We start from the raw sequence: 22,771 nt of genomic DNA on the forward strand, positions 1-22,771 counted from the left end.
TCTCCTTTTAGGCAGATGTTAATTTCTTATGCAGGTAACTTCCGAGCTTACGAGCTCCAAGGTTAAAGAATAAAATAAAGATAAGAAGCACTGCTGCTGACCCAGCTGACACTTCTACTGCATCGGGAATCGTTCCTTCACTATTGACTTTCCAAATATGAACAGCCAACGTTTCAGCCTGACGAAAAACAGAAATCGGACTAGTTACACTGAAAATATTCCAATTTGACCAGTCAAGCGCTGGGGCGGATTGACCTGCTGTATAGATAAGCGCAGCAGCTTCCCCAAAAATACGCCCAGAAGCTAGGACAATCCCCGTCACAATACTTGGTAATGCTTCTGGAACTACAACATGGACAATCGTTTCCCAGCGAGAGATGCCAAGAGCAAGTCCAGCCTCACGCTGTGTGTGATGCACATGCTGTAAGCTATCTTCTACACTACGTGTCATCTGCGGCAGATTAAATACAGTCAAAGCTAGCGCTCCAGAAAGAATTGAAAAACCATATTGAAATTGAATAACAAAAATCAAATATCCAAAGAGACCGACCACAACGGACGGCAGGGATGATAAAATTTCAATACAGGTTCTGACAAAATCTGTTACCGGACCTTTTTTGGCATACTCAGATAAGTAAATCCCTGCTCCCATTGATAAAGGAATGGAAATGATTAAGGTGATAACTAACAGAAACAATGAATTATAGAGCTGAATTCCAATTCCGCCGCCCGCTTGGTATGAAGACGATTGACCAGTCAAGAATTTCCACGAAACATGAGGTAAGCCCCTTACTAAGATATACAAAATCAAGGAAGCAAGAATAGCAACAATGATTCCTGCAATGGTATAGAGGACGCCTGTTGCTAATTTATCCATTTTTTTAGCGTGCATAGTTCTTCTTACCTCTTTCCTTTGTAATCAATTTAATCACAGTATTGAAGGCTAAACTCATCAAAAGCAGAACCAGAGCAAGCGACCACAGAACGTTATTATTAACAGTTCCCATAACGGTATTTCCAATTCCCATTGTTAAAATAGAAGTCAAGGTTGCAGCAGGTGTTGTCAGAGAAGTTGGGATAACCGCTGAATTTCCGACAACCATTTGAATCGCCAAAGCTTCACCAAAGGCACGAGCCATTCCAAAGACAATAGCTGTAAAAATACCTGAGCGAGCTGCTTTTAGCGTCACACGCCAAATCGTTTGCCAACGAGTCGCTCCCATTGCCATACTAGCTTCTCGATAATGCCGCGGTACAGCACGCAGGCTATCTGTTGTCATAAAGGTCACCGTTGGTAAAATCATGACAAAGAGAACAAAAATCCCTGACAAGATTCCAAAACCTGTTCCACCAAAGATACTGCGAACAAAGGGAACAACTACCTGTAATCCAATAAATCCATACACAACTGATGGAATTCCGACTAGAAGTTCAATAGCTGGTTGCAGAATTTTTGAGCCTTTAGGGGAAACCTCCGTCATAAAAACAGCTGCTCCAATTGCAAATGGTGTTGCCAATAAAGCTGATAGGAGAGTTACGAGGAAAGAGCCCAGAATCATTGGTAAAGCACCGAATTCCTTACCGGATGGATTCCACCTTGTTCCAAAAAGAAAACTGAAGATGTTTACTTTATTAACAAAGAAAGTCGAAAGTCCTTTCTCCGCTACAAATAATAAAATCATTGCGACGACAAAAACAATTAAACTCATGCAAAGAAAAGTAATGGTTTTTCCAAATGTTTCTAAACGAGAGTTTTTTGACTTTGTCAGCATTTTTTTTGCTACTTCGTTCATGTTATTCCTAAATTCTTTCTTTTACTTTGAGCTGATAGTTCCGTCAAGACTACGAGTAACCTTCATATCGTTAATCGGAATGTAGCCCATTTTACCAACAATATTATTTTGGACTTCTGCTGTCATCATGTACTCTAGAAATTTTTTAGCTAATTTGTTAGGTTCTCCCTTAGTATACATGTGCTCATAAGACCAAATAGGCCAGTTGTTCGTCGTCACATTCTTCTTCGTTGGCTTATAACCATTCAAGTTTAATCTTTTCACACTAGTATCAACATAAGAAAAAGCTAAATAAGAAATGGCACCTGGAGTCTGCGAAACAATCGTTTTGACCATTCCGTTAGAATCTTGCTCCTGCGCCTGCTTGGCTTCCTTGCCCTTCATAATAATACTATCAAAAACAGCACGACTACCAGAACCGACCGCACGGTTGATGATGGTAATTTCCAAATCCTGACCACCAACTTGTTTCCAGTTCGTATATTCACCAGTAAAAATTTTGCGTAGCTGCTCTGTGGTTAAGTTGTTTACTTTAATACCTTTATTTGCTATGATAGCGGTACCTGCAACAGCGACCTGATGATCAACTAAAGCCTTCGCATTGATACCACTTTTTTCTTCTGCAAATAAATCGCTATTTCCAATATCTACTGCACCAGATTGGACTTGTGATAATCCTGTTCCCGATCCTCCACCTTGCACATTGACAATTTTTTTCGGATTTTCTTCGGTGTATTTGTCCACGACTGCTTCAACTAACGGTTGTAGAGCTGTTGAGCCAACTGCTGTTATCGCCTCACCGCGGTTAATCCAGGAAGAACAAGCTGAAAGACCGATGCTGCAAATCACGAGAGTGACTGCCCAAAGTATTTTTTTGTGTTTAATCACATGAAACTCCTTTTCAGATGTGAAAGCATTTTCATTCTAAGATTTCCCTAATCTTTTCACATCTAATCTCACTATAACATATCTTTAGACATTTGGAAAGATTCTTTATTGAAATCTCAGGCCTTTTGGAAAATAATTTTTCAGAATATTTCCAGTCACTTTTGCAAACCCTAAACCATTACCTTGGACAACAACTTGATACCAACCATTTGCAGGGTTCTGATTGAGATTGACTGTCTCCCCAGCAACGTACTTTTTAAACTGCTCTTCATCAATTTCAATTATGTGCTTTACTTCACTTGGTTTTAAAGCCAGTCCCAAAGCAAAACTCGGTTCAAATCGTTTTTTCTTAAAAACACCTAGGTGCAAGCCATTTCTGGCAATTTTGAGTTTCGATAGATCTGGAAGACCTAGTGGCAATAGATATAAATGATCTCCAAAAGTCTGTAAATCGCCATTTAACTCTAAAGCCAAATGTTGTTTTTGAAATTCCTGCCACAACGTCTTCTGCTCCGATGTCAGATTGCTCTTTTTGGCTTTTATTTTTTTAGCTGACTGCTCACCATAAAAACGAAATTTTGCAACAAATTGTCCTTCACCCTTAAAACGATGAGGATACATGCGTGCAGTTTCCGAAAAGTGAATACCAGCCACCATACCATTGATTTTTGAAATTTCAACCAATTCAAGGGGATAGTTTTCTAACAGCCAGTCAACGATTTCCTCGTTTTCTTCTGGTGCCCAAGTGCAAGTAGAGTAAATCAGTTCACCACCAGTTGTCAACATTTTCAAAGCATCCGCTAGTATCTCACGTTGAAGCTGTGCACATTGAGCAGGATAAGTCTCGCTCCAATACTCCGTTGCTTCTGGCTGCTTTCTAAACATTCCTTCACCAGAACATGGTGCATCTAAGACAATCATATCAAAATAGCCCTGAAAGATCTGGCTTAATCTGCCAGCTGACTCATTCGTCACCACAATATTTCTCGCTCCAAAACGCTCAATATTTTCTACTAACACTTTAGAACGTTTTGGATTGATTTCATTGGAAACAAGAATACCTGTATTATTCAAGTATGACAATAGGTGAGTGGATTTTCCACCCGGCGCTGCTGCCAAATCAAGTACTTTCATATTCTGTTGTGGTGCTGCAGCCTGGGCAACCATTTGTGCAGCAGGTTCTTGTGAATAGACTAATCCTGTGATATGCTCTATTGATTTTCCAGAAACTTTGCCATAATGACCCCAGTTCGTATCAGGAATAGGTTTTGGAAAAGTTTTTTGCTGCTCTTTTAATGGATTGACTCGGAAAGCGGAAACTGGCTCCTCATCGAAAGTTAGAAAAAAAGAGGGAGCCTCCTCTCCCAAAAGATTGTAGTATTTTTCTTTAAACCCTTTTGGAAAATGCATCTAATCCTCTCGCTTTCGATATATGTATTTTTTAATTTCGTCCAATTTCATCATTGGAATCATCATAATCCCCTGATGACTTTCAAAATCAGGCTGCTTACCATCAAATGTCACTGTCGTATATCCTAATTTATCTCCCATAATGGAAGCAGCAGCATAATCCCAAGGCCAAATATAGGAAATATAGGTCAACAGTTGACCTGACAAAACCTTACTAAAGCTGATTGCAGCACTTCCATACACTCGAACTCCTAAACTTTCTTTCGCCAAATCAGCAATTCCCCAATCATTGCGCTCAAAAATCCCAGCATTTGAAGCTATTAAAAATTGATTTAAAGGGCGATCTTGGTAGGGAAGCAATTTCTGCTCATTGCAATAGACATCAAATTGACCACCGCCGTGATACAATTTATCTCCTATCACATCATAAATGACACCAAATTGACCAATGCCATTTTCAAAATAAGCCAGAACAACAGCAAAATCTGCTTTTTGTGCTACAAAGTTATTCGTGCCGTCAATAGGATCAATGACCCAAACATTGCCATCTGAAATAGAATGTCGTAAGCCATTTTCCTCAGCTAAAATGTGATCTGCAGGATAAGCTTCTAAAATCCAGGTTACTAAATTATCTTGAACTTCTTTGTCCATTTGAGTTACCAAATCAGTCGGACTGGACTTGGTCTCAATTTGCAACTGATCATTCAAATGCTCTTTGATATAAGAAGCCGCATTCAGTACAATTTGTTTGGCAAAATTAAATTTCTTTTCCAAGAGAAAACATTCCTTTCTCCTTTTGTTTTGCAGCTTGAACAGCTCGATATAAGGAATAGCCACTTGCTATTTCAAATTCACGTCCAATCCGCTTTTCTTCAGCTTTGCTTGGAACAATTTTTTTGAAGAGTTTGTAAGATGATAGTATTTCTTCTGCTGTTATTTTTTCTTCATAAGCCTGCTCAACATCATTCAAAAAAGAAAGCACTGAAGCAAGCTCTTCAGTGCTCCACGATATGTCTAGTGGGTAACGATAGTTTTTATTCATATTATTCAATCTCAGCTCTTAGAGTTGCATCGCGCAATTCCTGTTTTCGATATCCGCGAGGCAAAAACGCACGGATTTCATCTTCGTTAAATCCAATTTGCATTCGCTTGTCTTCCAGAATAATCGGGCGACGCAAAAGGCTTGGATTTTCCTCAATTAAACGAAGCAATTCAGAAATTGATAAATTTTCAACATCCAAATTTAATTTTTGAAAAATTTTTGAACGAGTTGAAATAATGTCGTCTGTTCCATTCTCCGTCAGAGAAAGAATATGTTGTAATTCGGGTGTAGATAAAGGGCTCGTCATGATATTGTGCTCCTCAAAAGGAACTTCATGATTGGATAACCATGCACGCGCCTTGCGACAACTTGTACAACTCGGTGATAAAAATAGTGTAACCATGCATTTCTCTTCTTATTATTTGTAACTGTTATCATTATACTAAATTTTATGTAAGATTACTAGGTATTTTTACAAATTTTCTCCTATTTTTTAGGAAAAATAAGAAGCTTACTACATGATTTAGTGGTTTTCATTTTTAGGAGTCCAATATCTTGCGATTTCCTTATCAACTTGCAATTGCTTGACTAGCTCGTCCACATTATCGAATTTTACCATATCTCGAATTTTGTCTAACCAAAAAATACGAATAGTATCACCATAAATATCTTGTGAAAACTCAAAAATATTGGCTTCAAAACGAAGTTCATCTCCTTCAAAAGTGACATTTTTGCCGACGCTAGCCATCCCGCGATACACCTTTCCGTTGTGTTCTACATCAACCACATAGACACCATCGGCTGGTAAAATAACCCGATCTAGCGGAGCAAGATTTGCCGTTGGATAGCCAATCGTTCGTCCTCTTGCATTGCCATGAACGACAATTCCTCTAGTGGATAAGGAGTAGCCTAGCAATTGATTGCTTTCTGCTACATTTCCTGCTAGTACTGTTTCTCGAATACGAGTTGAACTAACTTTTTCTCCATTGAAATTTACAGAAGGAACTACGATAACTTGTCCGTCAAATAGTTTTTTCAAATCTTCTGCACTGCGTCGATCTGAACCAAAATGGTAATCAAATCCCGCAATGACAACTTTTGCTTTCAAACGCGAGATGTATTTTTCAAAAAATTGTTCCGCAGTATTACGAGCAAACTGACTGGTAAAATCAATCAAATAAAGGTAGTCTACACCAAGATTTTCCATTTGCTGCAAGCGATCTTCTGGACTAGTCAAATGAAGCATCAATGAAGGCTGGTAGCGTACAAAAGCTAATTTGGGAGATTCTGGAAATGTCAGCACTGCAATCTTCAGATGCTTCTCTGCTGCCATTTTTCTCGCTTCAGCAAACAAGGCTTGATGTCCTTTATGCAGTCCGTCAAAATACCCTAGCACTAATACTGTGTGTTCAATTTGCTGAATGTCTTTTTCATTTTTTATTCTAATCGTTTTCATCACTTAACTATTTTATCACAAAATTTTAAAGAAATACTTTTCTAGGTTTATATTCTTTGTCGCGCTTTTCTAAAATAACTTGTAATTTCCCTTGATAAAAACCAGCCACCTGTCCTGCCTTGGTATCTATATGAATAAAGCGTCCAAATCGTACTTCTTCAACCTGCTCTTCCGTAAGGTTTACCTTAGGTAAATCTCCTATGCCGAATTCAATGGGTTGCAAAAATGAAAAATCTCCTTTGTTCACCTTCTCGTCAATTTCTGCTAAAGTCAAAGCTTCTTCCAAATCCATACCAGCCGCAGCAGTGCGAGTCAGTTTAGACATATGGGAATCATAACCCAACTTCGCTCCTAAATCAACTGCCAATGTTCGCACATAGGTTCCCTTGCTGCATTTAACTCGAAAAGGAAAACGTGCCAAGTTACTTTCATAGACAATAGCTCCTGTCCGCTCAAAGTTGTAAATTATTACCTGACGCTTTGGTCGCTCTACTACCTCCCCAGCTCGAGCATACTCATAGAGTTTTCGTCCATTGACCTTGATAGCCGAGTACATAGGTGGCACTTGGGTCTGTTCTCCAACCATACTGGCAATGACTTGATCCACTAATTTTTCATCTAGCGCTTCTGTCACAGGACTGAAAGCCACCTGTTCTCCACTGGCATCCTCTGTCGTTGTCGAAAAACCTAAAGTGACCTCTCCTTCATACACTTTACCTTCGTCTTGCATAAATTCTACCAATCGCGTGGCCTTCCCGACTGCAATGGGCAATACACCCACCACATCTGGGTCTAAAGTCCCACCATGACCGATTTTTTTCATTCCTAAAATTTTACGCAGTTTAAAAACCGCATCATGCGAGGTCATTCCCGCTTCTTTTTTTAAATTGATAATTCCGTTCATTGATTCCTTATTCTGCTAAAAATTCTATTAGTAGTTGATTAAATTCCTTGTTTCTTTCAGCACCACAAGAGCCATAATGAAGCTGTATCTAAACATCTAGTCAGACTTGAAGCAGTCGTCGGATAGCCTAAATCTTCATAGAGGGGGAGCAAGACTTCTATGTCTTTCAAGATTGCTTGTCGTACCTGCATCGTTTCCTCCTAGTCGTTCTTCAACGCCTCAAACTTAGCTTTCATAGTTGGATTTTTGCGGGTCAATTTCTTGACGGAGACGTCATCCAGTTTGTTGTTGGCGAGGCGCAGTTGATTGTCTGATGTCTGAAGTGCCTGTTTGACTGCTTCCATTCGCTTAATGGCTTTGTCAATTTCTTCGATTGCCTTGTTAAAATTCTTAGAAGCTGAATTGTAGTTCTTCGCAAACGCTACTTTAAAGGTTTCTAAATCATCTTCAAAGTGGGTAATGTCAATATTTTGCTCCCGACCCAGAGCCAGCTCCTGCTTGTATTTAAGAGAATTGAGCGCAGCATTTCGTAAAAGTCCAATGAGCTGGATAAAAAATTGAGGACGAACCACATACATTTTTTCATACTCGTGGCTGACATCAACAATGCCAGTGTTGAAATAATCATTATCTGCTTCCAGCATGCTTACCAATACAGCATACTCGCATTTCTTTTCCCTGCGGTCCTTGTCCAATTCTTTGTAAAAATCAGCGTTTTTATGCTTCTTCTCAGTACCGTCCGCTTCATTTTTCATCTCAAACATAATAGAAATGATTTCTACTCCGTTTTCATCTTCCTCACGGAAAATAAAGTCCCCTTTAGACCCTCGCGCAGAAACTTGATTATCCTTCTCAAAGTAAGCATTTGGAAAGGCAAAACTGCGAACCTTGTTAAATTCGCTTTCAGCGTAATGCTCTAAACTCTCTCCAATCGCTTTAGTAGATTGCTGCGCTTTAAAATTCTTGTAAAATTCTACTTGCTCATTGGCAGCCTTTAGCTGAGCTTCGTAATTTTGTTTAACAGATGCAAGGGATAATTCATTTTCTTTCTCTTGCAATAAAAGCTGATTTTGGATTTGGTCGCGTTCTTTTTCAATATTTGTCAACGAAGCTTGCAGCTCATTTTGGTGTTCCAGCTTCATACGATCCAGTTGCGATCGCAAGCCCAGCAACTCCCTGTCTTTATTGATGAGTTTTTCAGACAGAGCCTGCTCCGTATCCTTTTTGATCAACTCCTTTTGTGATTCAAAATTGGAAATAGTTGCCTTGAGCTCTTGAATTTCAGATTCTTTCTGACTTAACATTTGCTGTTGCTCATTCTGTGCCTTTTGTTTTTCCAGAGCTAACGCCTGCTCAATCCGAGCATGAATCTCCTTGTCAAACTCTGCAGTTCGAACCTGCGACAAAAGCTCACTGTACTGGCTCTCATTAACTGTAAAAACTTCCCCGCAGTTGGGGCATCTGATTTCGTTCATGGATACCTCTTCATTGATTGTTCTCTATAACATCTTATTATACCATTTCTTATGGTTATTTTAAATTAACAGCTTAAATATAAAAAGACCGTTGCACATGAACAACAATCTTTTTGTTTGTAAATTAAGCCTGTATCCGCCAGCTGGCAGCACTGCGTCTTTCCTGAATAAATCGGCTATATAAACCTCGTTTGGCAAGCAATTCTTGGTGCTTGCCTTGCTCAACTATACGACCTTGATTAAGAACAATAATTTGATCGGCATGCTCTACTGTTTTTAGCCGATGAGCAATCATAATAATGGTTTTATTCTTTGTTAAAGAATGAATGGCTTGCATAAGCACTTCTTCATTTTCTAGGTCGACATTAGCAGTTGCTTCGTCCAAAATAATAATTGGAGCGTCCTTGATAATGGCACGAGCAATGGAAATCCGCTGCCGTTCTCCACCAGAGAGACTGGCTCCGCCTTCACCAATCTTAGTCTGATAACCCTCTGGCAAAGACAGGATAAAGTCATGACAAGCAGCTTTTTTCGCAGCAGCTACAACTTCTTCATGACTGGCATCTGGTTTTCCAAATTTAATGTTATTTTCAATGGTATCTTCAAACAGATAAACCGTTTGAAAAACAAAGCTGAAATTACGAATAAGGCTGTCATAGCTGTATTCTTTTACATCATGACCATCTAAGCTGATGCTGCCACTCTCTACATCCCAGAAACGGGCAATGAGATTGCAAAGAGTTGTCTTTCCAGAACCAGAAGGCCCTACCAGAGCTGTTGTCGTCTTTTCTGGAATATCCAACGATACATCATCAATAATTTTCTTACTCTCATAAGAGAAACTGACATGATCAAGCTTGATATTGCTGGTTTTTGGCTGCAAATCTTTTCCGCTAATATCCATTGGTTTAATCGACAAAACTTTATTGACCATATCAACCGATAAATCAACAATGCGAAGAAGAGAAGAAAAACTACCAACTCCGTCCAGACTTTCGTAAATCATAAAAGCACTGATGAGCATCATGATACAAATCAAAAGACTCATACTTCCTTGCAGGTAAAAGTAAATGGAGAACAGCCCCATAATCGTTCCAGTCAGCTTGGTAATCATCCCTTGCAGAGCGATATAAGGCGAGGTAACCCAAGTCAGCTTTGTATCTAAATGCCTTTTATTCTCAATAGCACGCGATAGTTTTTTAGCCGATGATTGAACAATATTATAGTTCTTTACTTCCGCAATCCCTTGACTGTATTCTAGCACAACTGCTACCAAATCTGTATCAGCTTGTTGTTTAGCTTCTGACACATTTCCAGCTTGCCAACGCATCAATCCATTTGGCAAGAGAAACAGTATCAAGCCTGCCAACAAAATCAAACCAATTTTCCAATCGTAGATAAATACAAAAACCGTAATAGTTCCTGCTGTTAGGAATCCTTCCAGCGTCATCATGACAACCCGAGTAGCAACATCTGCTAGACTTTCAAGTGTATTGGTTGTAACGCTGGTGATTTGTCCCAGACTATTTTGATTAAAATACCCCATTGGCAGGTAGCGCATGTGTTCAGCAATTTCAATCCGCTTATGAGTACATGTATGATAGCCCGCTTCTGTCTGCAACATTGTAATTTTCAAGCTAATCCAAATGTTAAGAATAACAGACAAGAGCATAATTCCGAGAGAGAGCCATACAGTCTGCATAGAAACATCATTGTTAATGATAGCCATAACAACCAACCCAATAGCTGGAATCCGAAAAGCAATAATGAAAGCTTTTAGAACCCCTAAACAAACAGAAGTGTAGAATTTCTTGCGATCTTCTTCTGTACAAAAATCAAAGAATTTTTTCAATGTACTAAGCATCTGCCAATCCTCCTTCTGTCATTTGATCGCTATCCTTTACTGCAAGATGAGCCTGCCACATAGAAGCATAAAGCGGACAAGTCTTCTGCAAATCTGCATGTTTTCCTTTTGCTTCAATACGCCCGTCATTGACCACAACAATCTGATCTGCACTTGCAATCGTTGAAAGACGATGAGCAATGACAAGGAGTGTACGGCCTTCAATCAAACGAGCAATACTAGACTGAATGAGAGCTTCATTTTCGGGGTCAGTATAAGCCGTTGCTTCATCCAAAATGATAACCGGTGCATCTTTCAGCATAGCTCGTGCAATCGCAATTCGCTGCCGTTCTCCACCAGATAAATGACCGCCGCCAGTACCAACGCGCGTTTCAAACCCATTTTCCAACTTCATAATGAAATCATAACAGCCACATTTGCGAGCAATCTCTATCACGTCTTCGTCTGAAGCAGCGGAATTACCCATACGGATATTTTCCATAATCGTTCCATCAAAAAGGTAATTATCCTGTGTGACATAGGCAATCTGACGACTGTAATAATCAAGAGGTAGGTTTCGAATGTCCACGCCACCAAAGGTAATACTACCAGAACTAACATCCCAGAAAGAAGCTAGAAGTTTAGCAATCGTAGATTTCCCTGAGCCAGAGGGACCGACAAGAGCAGTTACTGTATCAGGCTCAATCGTTAAGGAAATACTATGCAATACTTCTTCCTCATCTGAATAACCAAAACTAACATCTGTCATTTGAAGTTCTGTTCCCTTTGGAATGTCCGTTAATTCTGTCGGACGAGGCAAATCAGGTTTTTCCAAAATAGCAATCACTTCACCAAAGATTGTCGCAATTTTCCGTAAATCATCCATATAGGAAGCCACTAAAATAAACGGCGTCAAAAGACTAAGAGACAGAATGATTAGTAAAATAAAGTTACTAGCTGTTAGGCTACCTTGAAGGTAAAAGAGAGTTCCAAAAGGGAGTAAGAAAAGCAAACCGGACGGTAAGAAAGCTGTAACAATGCCCATTTCAACTACGCACTTGCGCATCCATTCAATAAAGCAATCAGCTCCTTCTTTGGCAGCCTTGACAAATTTATCGTAAGAAAATTTCTCTTTTCCAAAAACCTTGATGACTTCAATCCCATTGATGTATTCTACTGCTGTATCGTTGAGTTTCTTCGTTTTCTCAACTGTATTTTCAAAATCACCTTCGCTCTTGCGTAGCATATTCCCATAAGCTAAGATAACAATCGGGATTGTCAGAAGCGAAAGCATGGTTAGGCGCCAATCAATCACTAACATGGCAATTAAGATAATAAAGGGACCAAATAGCCCGGATGTAAACTCAGGAATTAAGTGTGCCAAGGTTACTTCTGTGGCATCCACTCGCTCAACAATGATATTTTTGTAAGTTCCAGAAGATTGATTTAAAACCGTTCCCAGAGGCAATTTGGCTAATTTCTCTGTCAGACGATAGCGCATTTCTGCTAAAATCTTAAAGGTTGCTGTATGAGACAAGAGCGTCGAAATCCCGTGAAATCCCCAATGCGCTATCCATGCCAGTCCTATCCAAATGGACTGAAGGACATAAAAATTCCAATCTCGATTGCCTTGTAAGAGCTGATTGATGATATTTCCTACAAAAAAATAAGGCAAAAATCCGCATAAAACAGATAAAAAGGCAAAAACAAGACTAACAATAAAATAAAATTTGTGAAGAGAGACAAATTCCAGTATCCAAGATACAACCGACTTTTTCTTCATACAAATCCCTTCTTTCTCCTAAAAAACAAATAAAGAACCCTAGTCAAACAATTCATGATATGCTGACACTGCTGTTATTTAATTTATACTTATATTATAAATTCTGACAATTCTAATGTCAAACAAAAATAAAAGAGCGAGACAGAAATCAGTAGTTTCGTAGAAACCTGATTTCTATCCCACCTCCGCACAACTCGAAAGGTTTTGGGAACCTTTCGAGGTTGGAAATAAAGTCAAGTGAAGCTTGGCGTCAAAAGGGCTGCAAAAGTTGAGTTATCAACATATTTGAGTCCACTCGGTAGTGATTGATTGTGCATGGGAAACTCTACATTGACGAAAGTCAATAGAGCTTCTCCAAACTACTGCGTCTTATAATTTTGACTATATAAACAAAGGAGGCTGAGCACTTTTGCCCCAACTTCATTGTAGCTTGAAAAAATAGACACTGCTATCAGTTTTTATATTTTTGTGCCATACGTTCAATCATTTCTGTTATTTGCTCACGAATCTTTGTTGGCTCCAGCACTTCCACATTGTCTCCAAAAGAAAGAATATAGCAATACAGACTATAGTCATTCGGAATTTCTATCTCTGCATACAAGTTTCCTTGCTCATCTTCTTTGACTGGACAATCCAGTTCATCATATACTCTGAAAGCGGCTTTTTTATTAAATTTCAGCTTGACTCGTACGACCTCTTCTAATCGCGCTTCTTTTTCCAAGCTCACATTGTCAAAGTTATCTGCAAAATGTTGTAGTAAAAGCTTTAGCTGGCTTATGCGAGACAGTTTAAAATAACGAAAATCATTTCGGACTAAGCAAAATGCATGAAGATACCATGATTGTCCTTTAAAAAGCAGGCGAACTGGTTTTACTTGACGCTGGGTGCACTCTTCTTTGTTGCTAACATACGAAAAGGAAATCACTTGCTTACTGATGATTGCATTTTTCAAATTCTGAAATAGCTCTTCATATTTCTTGCTATTGGACCAGCTGGTAAAATCTACTTCTATCCAGTTTGGTTGGTTCAATTGAAATAAAGCCGATAGTTTGGTCAAAAGCTCGTTTTCATGCAGAAGACCCGTAACCCCTAATCCTTGTAAAGCAACCAACAGTTGCTCTTTTTCTGATTGATTAAGCAAAGAACTATTTAGTACAAAATCCTCCCTCAGTCGAATGCCTCCGTCTCTGCCTTGCATGGTGTAGATTGGAATGCCCGCACTGCTAAGTCGGTCAACATCTCGATAAATCGTTCTAACAGATACTTCAAATTATTCTGCCAGCTCCCTCGCTGTAACGTTATCCCTTTCTAAAAGAACATACACTATTCTAAATAATCTACTCTCTGTCATAGACCGTGCCTTTCCATGAACACCTTATCTCAATTTCTCTAAAATCTTTTGAAAAGTCTCTTGATTGCTCTGCCAGTACAATATATCAGGCACATTTTTAACTTCTGTCCACATAAAATCAATGTGCTCATCAGAAATATGAATATCTTTTTGCTTTGTTTCCACAAGAAAAAGTGTTTTAAAAATGGTCAAGTCTTCATCAATAACAACTGTGTGATGACCGATTTGCAACAGTTCTGTTAGCTCGATTTCCAGTCCAGTCTCTTCAAAAATCTCACGAATGCAGGCTGCTTCAGGACTTTCATCACTTTCAATACCACCAGTAATCGGTTGCCAGAAAGAACGTTGTTCAGTTTTAACTTTTAAGAGCAAAATTTCCTTAGCAATCGGGTCATAAATCCAGGCTTCAATGGAATATTTCATCGCAATAGTCCCTTAGATTTCACTTTTTCTCAATTGGTGCAACACTTGCCAACAGTTTCTTTAATCCAACCTCTGGGAAATTGATTTTCAATTCTTGGCTACTGCCACTGCCTGACACTTCCAATACCGTTCCGTCCCCCCATTTTTTATGGTGAGCAATATCACCGATAGCCCAATCAATAGTCGGCTGATTAGCAGCTACATTCTTACCAAATGGCAACTGGCTCGAGGAAATGCTGCTCGGTGCAGCTTGCCGCTTGCGTTCCTGCAATGCTTGAGCGAGGCTCATTCCTTGACCAAACTGAACAGCTTTGCCATTCACATAGGAAGCTTTAAAGGATGTATTAGCAGGTCGAGCCAAGCCTTGATAATCTAGCAAGCTTGAGCTAATTTCATTGAGAAAACGAGTTGGACGATTGTAATTGGTTTTCCCATATAGCAGGCGCGAGTTTGCATTGGTTAGGAACAAGACTTTTTCAGCACGAGTAATTCCGACATAGGCTAATCGGCGCTCCTCCTCTAGCTCATCTTCATCTTCAGCCGCGCGACTAAGTGGGAAGACATTTTCTTCCATACCGATAATGAAAACCACTGGAAACTCTAATCCCTTGGCAGCATGCAGCGTCATAAGTGTCACTTCTGAGCTTTCCTGATTGCCATCATCTGTATCTGCAATCAAAGCCAAATCATTGAGAAAACGGCTAAGTCTGTCCAAACCAGTTTCCTCAGTATCATTTTCTGGATTTTCGTCAAAATTCTTAGTAACAGAAAGAAATTCTTCGATATTTTCAATCCGAGCCTGACTTTCCAGCGTAGCTTGAGCTGCTAATTGCTCGGTGTAACCAGTCTTTTCAAGCACCAGCTCTACCACTTCTGTCACGGTCAACTCGTCCAATTGCTCGCGCAGATTCAAAATGAGATTGGCAAAGTCAAAAACAGCCTGAGCAGCTTTCCCCTTAACAGGTGAGAGCATAATCTGCGAAGAAGCATCCAAAAGAGACATCTCTTGACCAGCTGCAAAATTACGAATTTTCTCCACTGTACCCGGTCCGACACCCCGTTTAGGCTCATTCACAACACGCTCAAAACTGATGTTGTCGCTAGTATTAGCGATGAGATTGAGATAGCTGATGACATCTCGAATTTCCTTACGACTATAAAACTTAGTCCCCCCCACCATGGTGTAAGGAATATTAGCCTTTAGGAGAGCTTCCTCAATATTCCGAGATTGGGCGTTAGTTCGATAAAGAACAGCAAAATCCCGATAGACATAGTCAGATGTGCTAGATAGCTCATCAATGGTTTTAGCTACAAAGAGAGCTTCGTCTTGCTCATCATTAGCCCGATAATAAACAATATTTTCACCATCAGCATTTTGTGTCCAGAGATTCTTTGGACGGCGGTTGCGGTTGTTTTTGATAACATCATTAGCAGCTTGCAGAATGGTCTTAGTTGAGCGATAATTTTCCTCCAGAAGAACAACTTTAGCTTCAGGATAATCCTTTTCAAAGTCCAAGATATTCTGCATATCAGCACCTCGCCAGCCATAAATAGACTGGTCGGCATCTCCAACCACACAAATATTTTTAAAGCGTGAAGCTAACAGTTTAACTAGTTGGTACTGAGCGTGGTTCGTATCTTGATACTCGTCCACATGGATGTATTGATAACGCTGCTGGTAATAAGTCAACACATCTGGATTTTTATCAAAAAGCCGCAAGGTCAGCATGATTAAGTCATCAAAATCCATCGCCTCCGACTGGCGGAGTTCCTTTTGATACATTTCATAGCATTTCGCTACAATCTCTGTGTACATGTCTCCTGCTAAAGATGCATAGGCCACTTCATCAATCAAATCATTTTTCGCATTGGAAATCGTCCCTAAAATAGCTCGTTCATTCCACTTTTTAGGATCTAAATTGAGCGTTTTAAGTATTCGTTTCATCAAAGTTCGCTGCTCGCCAGGATCGACAATCGTAAAATTGCGGTTATAGCCGATATGGTCAGCTTCCCGACGCAAAATCCGCACGCACATTGAGTGAAAAGTCGCAATCAAACAATCCTCTGTCGCTGGATTGAGAGTGTAAGCACGCTCCTTCATCTCACGAGCTGCTTTATTGGTAAAGGTAATCGCTAAGATATTCCAAGGATTGACTAACTTTTCATCAATCAAATAAGCAATACGGTGAGTTAAAACACGGGTTTTCCCAGACCCAGCTCCTGCCATAATCAGCAAAGGTCCTTCCGTTGTTTGAACTGCCTCCGCCTGACGGTCATTCATACCAGTTAATAAGGGATTCATCTTTTTTCCTCTTTCAAAGTCAATGATTCTATTATAACAAAAATCACTCATAAGCTAAACTAGAAAAGAAAATCTTTGCTTTAGTTCTTCCTCATAAAAGTTTGAAAAATCATTTAAAAAGCGTTATAATAAACATTCTGAAAGGAAAACGTATGAATAATCCAGCAAAAAATCTGAAACTCGCAGAGCGTGGTGCTATCTTAGCCATTCTAGCCTATATCGTTTTATCCATTGCTAAAATCATTGCCGGTTCTGTCTTACAGTCCTCTAGTTTGACAGCCGACGGTTTTAACAATGTTTCGGATATTGTTGCTAATATTGCCGTCTTGATTGGACTTCGCATGGCACGTAAGCCTGCCGATACAGATCACAAATTTGGTCACTGGAAAATTGAGGACTTAGCTAGCCTTATCACTTCTCTTATCATGTTTTTTGTCGGATTTGATGTTTTAATTGATACCGTTCAAAAAATCATCTCTAACCAAGAAACGACTATCGATCCCTTAGGCGCCATCGTCGGGATTATTTCCGCTTTGGTCATGACAGGAGTGTATTTTTACAATAAAGCCTTAGCAAAAAAAGCTCAGTCTAAAGCACTCGACGCAGCTGCCAAAGACAATTTATCTGATGCTATTACTTCGCTTGGTACAACCATTGCAATCATCGCAAGCGCCTTAAATTTCCCGATTGTAGATAAATTGGTCGCTATCGTCATTACCTTTTTCATCCTTAAAACGGCTTATGAAATTTTCATGGAATCTTCTTTTAGTCTATCAGATGGTTTTGATGAAAATCTTTTAAAAGAATACAAAGAAGCCATTTTAGAAATTCCTAAAATTTCCCGTGTTAAATCTCAAAGAGGGCGAACCTACGGTAGCAACATCTATCTTGACCTCATTTTAGAAATGAATCCCGACTTGTCTGTCTATGAAAGCCACGAAATTGCCGATCAGGTTGAAAATATGCTCAAAGAGCGCTTTGGTGTCTTTGATATTGACATCCACATTGAGCCTGCTCCTATCCCCGAAGATGAAATATTGGACAATGTTTATCGAAAGCTCTTTATGAGAGAGCAATTGGTTGATCAGGGAAGCCAATTAGAGGATTTACTAGCACCTGAATTTGTTTACATTTCTCAGGATGGCTGCCAAATGAACAAAGAGGAATTTCAAATCGAAAAAGGAAAGCAATCTCCTATCAAAAATTTCCAATTAACTTCTATCAGTCAAAAAACCAAACTAATTTGCTACGAAGAAGACGGGATTATTCATACCAGCCTTTGGCGTCGTCACGAAACATGGCAAAATATTTTCCACCAAGAAACACGAAAAAACGAGAGCGAACAACAATCGTAATTCCATAGAAATCGGCTTTCTTATCTCGCTCCCACAAGCCTAATAAGGAGTCTTACTATAAAAAACAAGGCTGAGATAAAAATATTCTCAGCCTATATTTTTTAGGGATTTATCAGTAAAGCAAACTAATTTGTCCCTCATTTCTCACAATCAATAAATCAGCAAGCCCAAAGCCCTCACTAAGATGATACTCCTAGCGAAAACTTTGGGTTTTGTCTTTACTTCTTCTGTGGGTGATTGGGGCAACAATCAGATGTTCTCTCATTTTTTGACTTCATCTGCCGCAATATCCTCACCAAACCACTTGTCTGCTATTTTTTGAAATTGACCTGTTTGATATAATTTTTTAAATGCTTGGTTTATATTTTCAACGAGCTGCTTATCCGTTTTTCTAGCGCCAACTGCAAATGATTCACTATCAAATCCGGCTGGGAAAACATAATAATCCTGCAAAATCCCCTCTTCTTTTAAATAATAATTCGCATAAACTCGGTCAATCAACAATCCATCAATCCGGCTATTTTGCAAATCAATCAACGCCTCTGTAAAACTTTGATATTGAGCAGCTTTGTGATTTTTAACCAGATTCTTCAAAAGCTCCGGATGTGCTTCAAACTCATCGTAACCCGAAGAACCTGTCTGAGCGCCAAGAATTTTATCCTTCATGTCAGCTGTTTTTGCAATATTAGATGACTTTTTAGCAACTAATACCTGCTCATTTCTCATATAAGGAATGGTGAACTGTACTTTCTTCCACCGCTCATTGGTTGCCGAATACCCATTCCAGATAAGATCAATCGTTCCATTTGTGAGCTCTGTTTCTTTCATGTCCCAATCAATCGGCTGCCAATTCACTTTTATCCCATATTCTTTAAAGACAGCATTTGCCAAATCAATATCAAAACCAGCATATTGACCATTTTTTCGCTCAAATCCCATAGGAACAAATGTATTGTCAAAACCAATAGTAATGCTCTTTTTTTGTTGGTATTTTGACCAATTATCTACTTTAGGGTTGCTAACATTGCTACAAGCTGTAAGGAGCAAAAAAAGAATCAAACCACAGATCGCAAGAACATAACGTTTTATCTTCATATTCTCCTCCTATTTAGGCTGAACTTTAAGAATCGTATCTGCGATATTTTCCGCAAACTGCAAATCATGGGTTACTACAATTTGCGTCATTCCTAGCTCACGATTCTGAAGAATCAACTTTTCAACTTCAAGACGCAATTCCGGATCCAGTGCGGAAGTTGGCTCATCATAACCGATAATTTCTGGGTCAATCATCATCGCACGAGCTAATGCTACACGTTGTTTTTGACCACCTGATAAAGAATAAGGATAAGCATTTACATGTTCTGCTAACCCCAATCGGGTCAATAAGCTAATTGCTTTCTTTTCTGCATCCTCTTTTGCGACATTTTTTGTTTTAATGGGTGATAAAGTTAAATTCTCAAGAACTGTTAAATGTGGAAATAGCTGAAAATCTTGAAACACAAATCCCAATAAATTACGTTTTTCAAGTTCATCCAAGGGCAGCTCTTCTCCATTATAAATAATGTCACCCGAATCAATTGTTTCCAAGCCAGCTAACATCCGCAATAATGTCGTTTTCCCGCCGCCAGACGGTCCTACAATGGCAAGGATTTGCTTTTCTGGCACCTTTAAATTCAAGTCGGAAATAATTTGCTTTTCGCCAAAACGTTTGCTAATATTCTTTAATTCTAACATAAGCGCCTCCTACTTATAATAACTATATCTCTTTTCAACTTGCTTCGATACAATCGTCACAAGACCAATCAAGACAAGGTAAATAGCCCCTGCTATAAACATCGGTGCTAAACTCGCATCACGATTGGCTGCAGTCCGACTAGCCAAGATTAAGTCGGAAACACCAAGCGCATAAACAAGGGATGTATCTTTTACCAACGTCATCACTTCATTAAAGACACTCGGAAGCACCACTTTGACAACTTGCGGTAAAATAATAAACCGTATCGTTTGAAATGGTGTAAACTTCAAAACCTTAGCCGCCTCATATTGCCCTGCTGGAATAGATAAAATCCCACCACGGAAAATTTCGGCGAAATAAGCAGCATAATTTAGCGTGAATGCTATGATAGCCGCTGGAAGCCGATCCAAACGCACACCAATGCTTGGCAAAACATAATAAATAAAAATCAGTTGTAGCAAGAGAGGTGTACCGCGCATAATCCAAATATAAATATTTATAAGCCAATGAAGCAGTTTAAAGTGGACTTGCATTAAAAAGGAAATCACAATTCCAAGTGGTATGGATAAAACTAAGACTAAAACAAATACTTGTAAAGTCACCAATGCGCCATTCAATAAGCTTGGCAAAACTTCAAAAATATAGTTCATGCGTACACCTCCTAAATAAATATTTATCATTATATCAAAAATTTTTATATTTTCAACATCTTTTTGCAAATATATCCATGAATTTTTACTAAATATCGCAAAAACTTCATTTTCAAAAGAATAAAAAAACAAAATAGTTGAACTACTTTGTTTTAATAAATCCAAATTGATTAAACGGTAGTACTCTAAATGAGATAACTCCTTTAATTTGTTTCTCTGTAATCAAGCCAAACTTCCGACTATCTTCCATATCTTGTCGATTATCATTCAGAATCAGATATGACTGCGCTGGAATTTTATTTGCATTCGATTTAGTTAATGTCTGAATGGTGAAATCATGAGTGAAATAACCTGTACTAGTAGCTTTTGCTAAGTATTCTTCCTTAGCCTTCGTTAAATAATCTTCTGACTTGATTTTATTATTTAAGTAAAGAACATCATCCATATAAACAACGGAGTCATTTCCTAGACCAATGACACGTCCGACATGCTCTTTTCCCTTCACCTCGTACAACACAAAATCATCTCTTTTGATTTCTTCATTTTTATTGGCAACAACAACATCTTTATCTTGTAAAAAATGATTCGCATCTTTTACAGTAATCCTGTATGGTGTAAAAATAAAAATTCGCAAACAAGCAATGATTACCACAACAATAGATAAAAAAATAACATTCCTAATTAAATCTCTTTTAACCATAGTCTCTCCTCTTCTTCTACTCATTATATCATGTTTTCAGAAAATAAACAAAGGTAGGAAAGTCAACTGTTATCTCTGCTCCCATTTGCAACTAAAAAGCCTATCAATCAGATAATCGTTGGATTGATAGACTAGTTTTTTCTGAATGAGATAGATTACCGTACTGTACGGATACGCATTGTGTTTGTTCCACCAGTTCCGACTGGCACACCAGCTACAATCACAATATTGTCGCCAGATTCTACAAGACCACTTTCAAGAGCAACTTTTTCAGCAACTTCAAACATATCATCAGTAGATGCAGGTTTTTCAGTTACTACTGGAATAACACCCCAGTTCAACATCAATGAACGTTGTGTCAATTCATCGAATGTAATTGCCAAGATATCAGCATCTGGACGATATTTAGAAATCAAACGAGCTGTATTTCCTGATTCAGTCATTGTTACAACCAATTTGATATCCATTGAGTTTGTAGCATCTTTAACAGCTGAAGCCACAACTTCTGTCTTAGAACTACGTGCGTAGTCAACTGATGACAAGCGTCCATACTCGTTCAATAGAGTTTGAGCGTTTTTATCAATTGTAGCCATTGTTGTTACAGATTCAAGTGGGTATTTACCATTTGCAGATTCACCTGAAAGCATTGTCGCATCTGTTCCATCAATAACAGCGTTAAATACGTCTGATACTTCTGAACGAGTCGCACGTGGTTTTTCAGTCATTGTTTCAAGCATGTTTGTTGCTGTGATCGCAATTTTACCAGCTGCATTGACTTTTGTGATAATCATTTTTTGGTAAACTGGAACCATTTCAAATGGTACTTCAATACCCATATCACCACGAGCAATCATGATACCGTCCGCTACTTCAAGGATTTCATCCAAGTTTTCGATACCTTGTTGGTTTTCGATTTTAGCGAACAATTTCACATGTCCATTACCAGTTTCTTCACAGATTGCGCGAACTTCGTTGACGTCTTTTGCAGTACGTACGAATGAAATAGCGATAAAGTTGATTCCTTGTTCAAGACCAAAACGAATATCGTCGTTGTCACGTTCAGCAAGTGCTGGGAAAGGAATCTTTGTATTTGGAATATTAACACCTTTTTGTTTAGCGATAATACCGTCGTTTTCAACTTCTACTTCAAATTCACGTGTAGCAGGATCTTTTGCAATAACGCGAAGACCAAGTTTACCGTCATCAACAAGAACTTGTTTTCCAACTTCAACATCGTCATAGATATCAAGTGCACCAGCAACATTCAATGCGATAACTTCACGAGTTGATTTGATACCTTGTTTAGTTGCAACACGGATTTTTTCACCTGTTTTGTAAGAATATTCTTTAGCATCGCCTTCAAATAATTCTGTACGAATTTCAGGACCTTTAGTGTCAAGAAGGTAACCAACTTTTTGACCAGCAATTTCTTCAGCACGATGAACAGTAGCCATACGGTCACCTTGCTCTGCGTGGTCACCATGTGAGAAGTTGAAACGGAAAGTGTTAGCTCCAGCTTCGATCAATTTAGCGATATTTTGCGCTGAAGCTTCAACGTCAAGTTTTTCGCCCCAATATCCGTCTTCACCGAATCTTTTACCACCACGGATTTCTACCGCAGGACCTAAAGTTGCAACGATTTTTACACGTTTATTCATGAT

At 38.9% G+C, this 22,771-nt stretch carries 20 protein-coding genes and 2 pseudogenes; 1 reads left to right on the forward strand and 21 read right to left on the reverse strand.

Going from position 1 to position 22,771, the window contains the following annotated elements:
- Positions 1–7: 7 nt before the first annotated feature.
- The 16 genes and pseudogenes from pstA to pcrA form a co-directional block, all read right to left on the reverse strand.
- Complete coding sequence (pstA, locus tag EL087_RS05150) at positions 8–892, reverse strand: phosphate ABC transporter permease PstA (protein WP_126407232.1); 885 nt, start codon at positions 890–892, stop codon at positions 8–10.
- Positions 882–1,793 carry a phosphate ABC transporter permease subunit PstC gene (pstC, locus tag EL087_RS05155; protein WP_003024154.1) on the reverse strand — a complete coding sequence of 304 codons (912 nt, stop codon included), beginning with the start codon at positions 1,791–1,793 and terminating at the stop codon, positions 882–884. Before pstC ends, pstA begins: the two co-directional genes overlap by 11 nt.
- A 21-nt stretch (positions 1,794–1,814) precedes the next feature.
- A complete protein-coding gene (locus EL087_RS05160) occupies positions 1,815–2,681 on the reverse strand; it encodes a phosphate ABC transporter substrate-binding protein PstS family protein (protein ID WP_126407234.1) in 867 nt (288 codons plus the stop codon).
- Between the two features lie 105 nt (positions 2,682–2,786).
- Positions 2,787–4,091: an RsmF rRNA methyltransferase first C-terminal domain-containing protein gene (locus EL087_RS05165; RefSeq protein ID WP_003042280.1), complete on the reverse strand. Its 1,305-nt coding sequence runs from the start codon at positions 4,089–4,091 to the stop codon at positions 2,787–2,789.
- Positions 4,092–4,865, reverse strand: coding sequence for an inositol monophosphatase family protein (locus EL087_RS05170; protein ID WP_126407237.1), 774 nt, complete (start codon positions 4,863–4,865; stop codon positions 4,092–4,094).
- Positions 4,849–5,133 (reverse strand): UPF0223 family protein, encoded by a 285-nt coding sequence (locus EL087_RS05175; RefSeq protein ID WP_003029307.1) that lies wholly within the window; start codon positions 5,131–5,133, stop codon positions 4,849–4,851. Before EL087_RS05175 ends, EL087_RS05170 begins: the two co-directional genes overlap by 17 nt.
- Before the next feature lies 1 nt (position 5,134).
- Complete coding sequence (locus EL087_RS05180; RefSeq protein WP_003029306.1) at positions 5,135–5,536, reverse strand: Spx/MgsR family RNA polymerase-binding regulatory protein; 402 nt, start codon at positions 5,534–5,536, stop codon at positions 5,135–5,137.
- A gap of 120 nt (positions 5,537–5,656) precedes the next feature.
- On the reverse strand, positions 5,657–6,589 hold the full coding sequence (locus EL087_RS05185) for a bifunctional riboflavin kinase/FAD synthetase (protein ID WP_126407239.1): 933 nt from the start codon (positions 6,587–6,589) through the stop codon (positions 5,657–5,659).
- A 25-nt stretch (positions 6,590–6,614) separates the two neighbouring features.
- On the reverse strand, positions 6,615–7,493 hold the full coding sequence (truB, locus tag EL087_RS05190) for a tRNA pseudouridine(55) synthase TruB (protein WP_003029303.1): 879 nt from the start codon (positions 7,491–7,493) through the stop codon (positions 6,615–6,617).
- A 43-nt stretch (positions 7,494–7,536) separates the two neighbouring features.
- A pseudogene (locus tag EL087_RS09475) lies at positions 7,537–7,684 on the reverse strand (GNAT family N-acetyltransferase); the annotation flags it as partial.
- Positions 7,685–7,693: 9 nt separating this feature from the next.
- Complete coding sequence (locus EL087_RS05195; protein ID WP_126407241.1) at positions 7,694–8,968, reverse strand: DUF2130 domain-containing protein; 1,275 nt, start codon at positions 8,966–8,968, stop codon at positions 7,694–7,696.
- 124 nt (positions 8,969–9,092) lie between these two features.
- Complete coding sequence (locus tag EL087_RS05200) at positions 9,093–10,832, reverse strand: ABC transporter ATP-binding protein (RefSeq protein ID WP_126407243.1); 1,740 nt, start codon at positions 10,830–10,832, stop codon at positions 9,093–9,095.
- Positions 10,825–12,594, reverse strand: a complete 1,770-nt coding sequence (locus EL087_RS05205; protein WP_126407245.1) for an ABC transporter ATP-binding protein — start codon at positions 12,592–12,594, stop codon at positions 10,825–10,827. The genes EL087_RS05200 and EL087_RS05205 overlap by 8 nt, the downstream gene beginning before the upstream one ends.
- 451 nt (positions 12,595–13,045) lie before the next feature.
- Positions 13,046–13,945 (reverse strand): annotated as a pseudogene (locus EL087_RS05210) (helix-turn-helix transcriptional regulator).
- 24 nt (positions 13,946–13,969) lie between these two features.
- Positions 13,970–14,368, reverse strand: a complete 399-nt coding sequence (locus tag EL087_RS05215; RefSeq protein WP_126407247.1) for an NUDIX hydrolase — start codon at positions 14,366–14,368, stop codon at positions 13,970–13,972.
- A 19-nt stretch (positions 14,369–14,387) separates the two neighbouring features.
- Positions 14,388–16,670 carry a DNA helicase PcrA gene (gene pcrA / locus EL087_RS05220; RefSeq protein ID WP_126407249.1) on the reverse strand — a complete coding sequence of 761 codons (2,283 nt, stop codon included), beginning with the start codon at positions 16,668–16,670 and terminating at the stop codon, positions 14,388–14,390.
- Positions 16,671–16,822: 152 nt separating this feature from the next.
- Here pcrA and EL087_RS05225 point away from each other — a divergent pair, with 152 nt between their 5' ends.
- Positions 16,823–18,025, forward strand: coding sequence for a cation diffusion facilitator family transporter (locus EL087_RS05225; protein ID WP_003042078.1), 1,203 nt, complete (start codon positions 16,823–16,825; stop codon positions 18,023–18,025).
- 261 nt (positions 18,026–18,286) lie between these two features.
- Here EL087_RS05225 and EL087_RS05230 read toward each other — a convergent pair whose 3' ends face one another.
- The 5 genes from EL087_RS05230 to pyk all read right to left on the reverse strand — a co-directional run bounded on the left by EL087_RS05230 (position 18,287) and on the right by pyk (position 22,768).
- Positions 18,287–19,120, reverse strand: coding sequence for an amino acid ABC transporter substrate-binding protein (locus EL087_RS05230; protein WP_003042753.1), 834 nt, complete (start codon positions 19,118–19,120; stop codon positions 18,287–18,289).
- A gap of 9 nt (positions 19,121–19,129) precedes the next feature.
- A complete protein-coding gene (locus EL087_RS05235; protein WP_003042623.1) occupies positions 19,130–19,759 on the reverse strand; it encodes an amino acid ABC transporter ATP-binding protein in 630 nt (209 codons plus the stop codon).
- Between the two features lie 9 nt (positions 19,760–19,768).
- Positions 19,769–20,410 carry an amino acid ABC transporter permease gene (locus tag EL087_RS05240; protein WP_003042803.1) on the reverse strand — a complete coding sequence of 214 codons (642 nt, stop codon included), beginning with the start codon at positions 20,408–20,410 and terminating at the stop codon, positions 19,769–19,771.
- A gap of 142 nt (positions 20,411–20,552) precedes the next feature.
- Positions 20,553–21,110, reverse strand: coding sequence for a signal peptidase I (gene lepB / locus EL087_RS05245; RefSeq protein ID WP_003042836.1), 558 nt, complete (start codon positions 21,108–21,110; stop codon positions 20,553–20,555).
- A 155-nt stretch (positions 21,111–21,265) separates the two neighbouring features.
- On the reverse strand, positions 21,266–22,768 hold the full coding sequence (gene pyk, locus EL087_RS05250) for a pyruvate kinase (protein WP_003024114.1): 1,503 nt from the start codon (positions 22,766–22,768) through the stop codon (positions 21,266–21,268).
- Between the last annotated feature and the right edge of the window lie 3 nt (positions 22,769–22,771).

It is taken from the genome of Streptococcus milleri (assembly GCF_900636525.1).
GTDB classification, from domain to species: domain Bacteria; phylum Bacillota; class Bacilli; order Lactobacillales; family Streptococcaceae; genus Streptococcus; species Streptococcus hominis.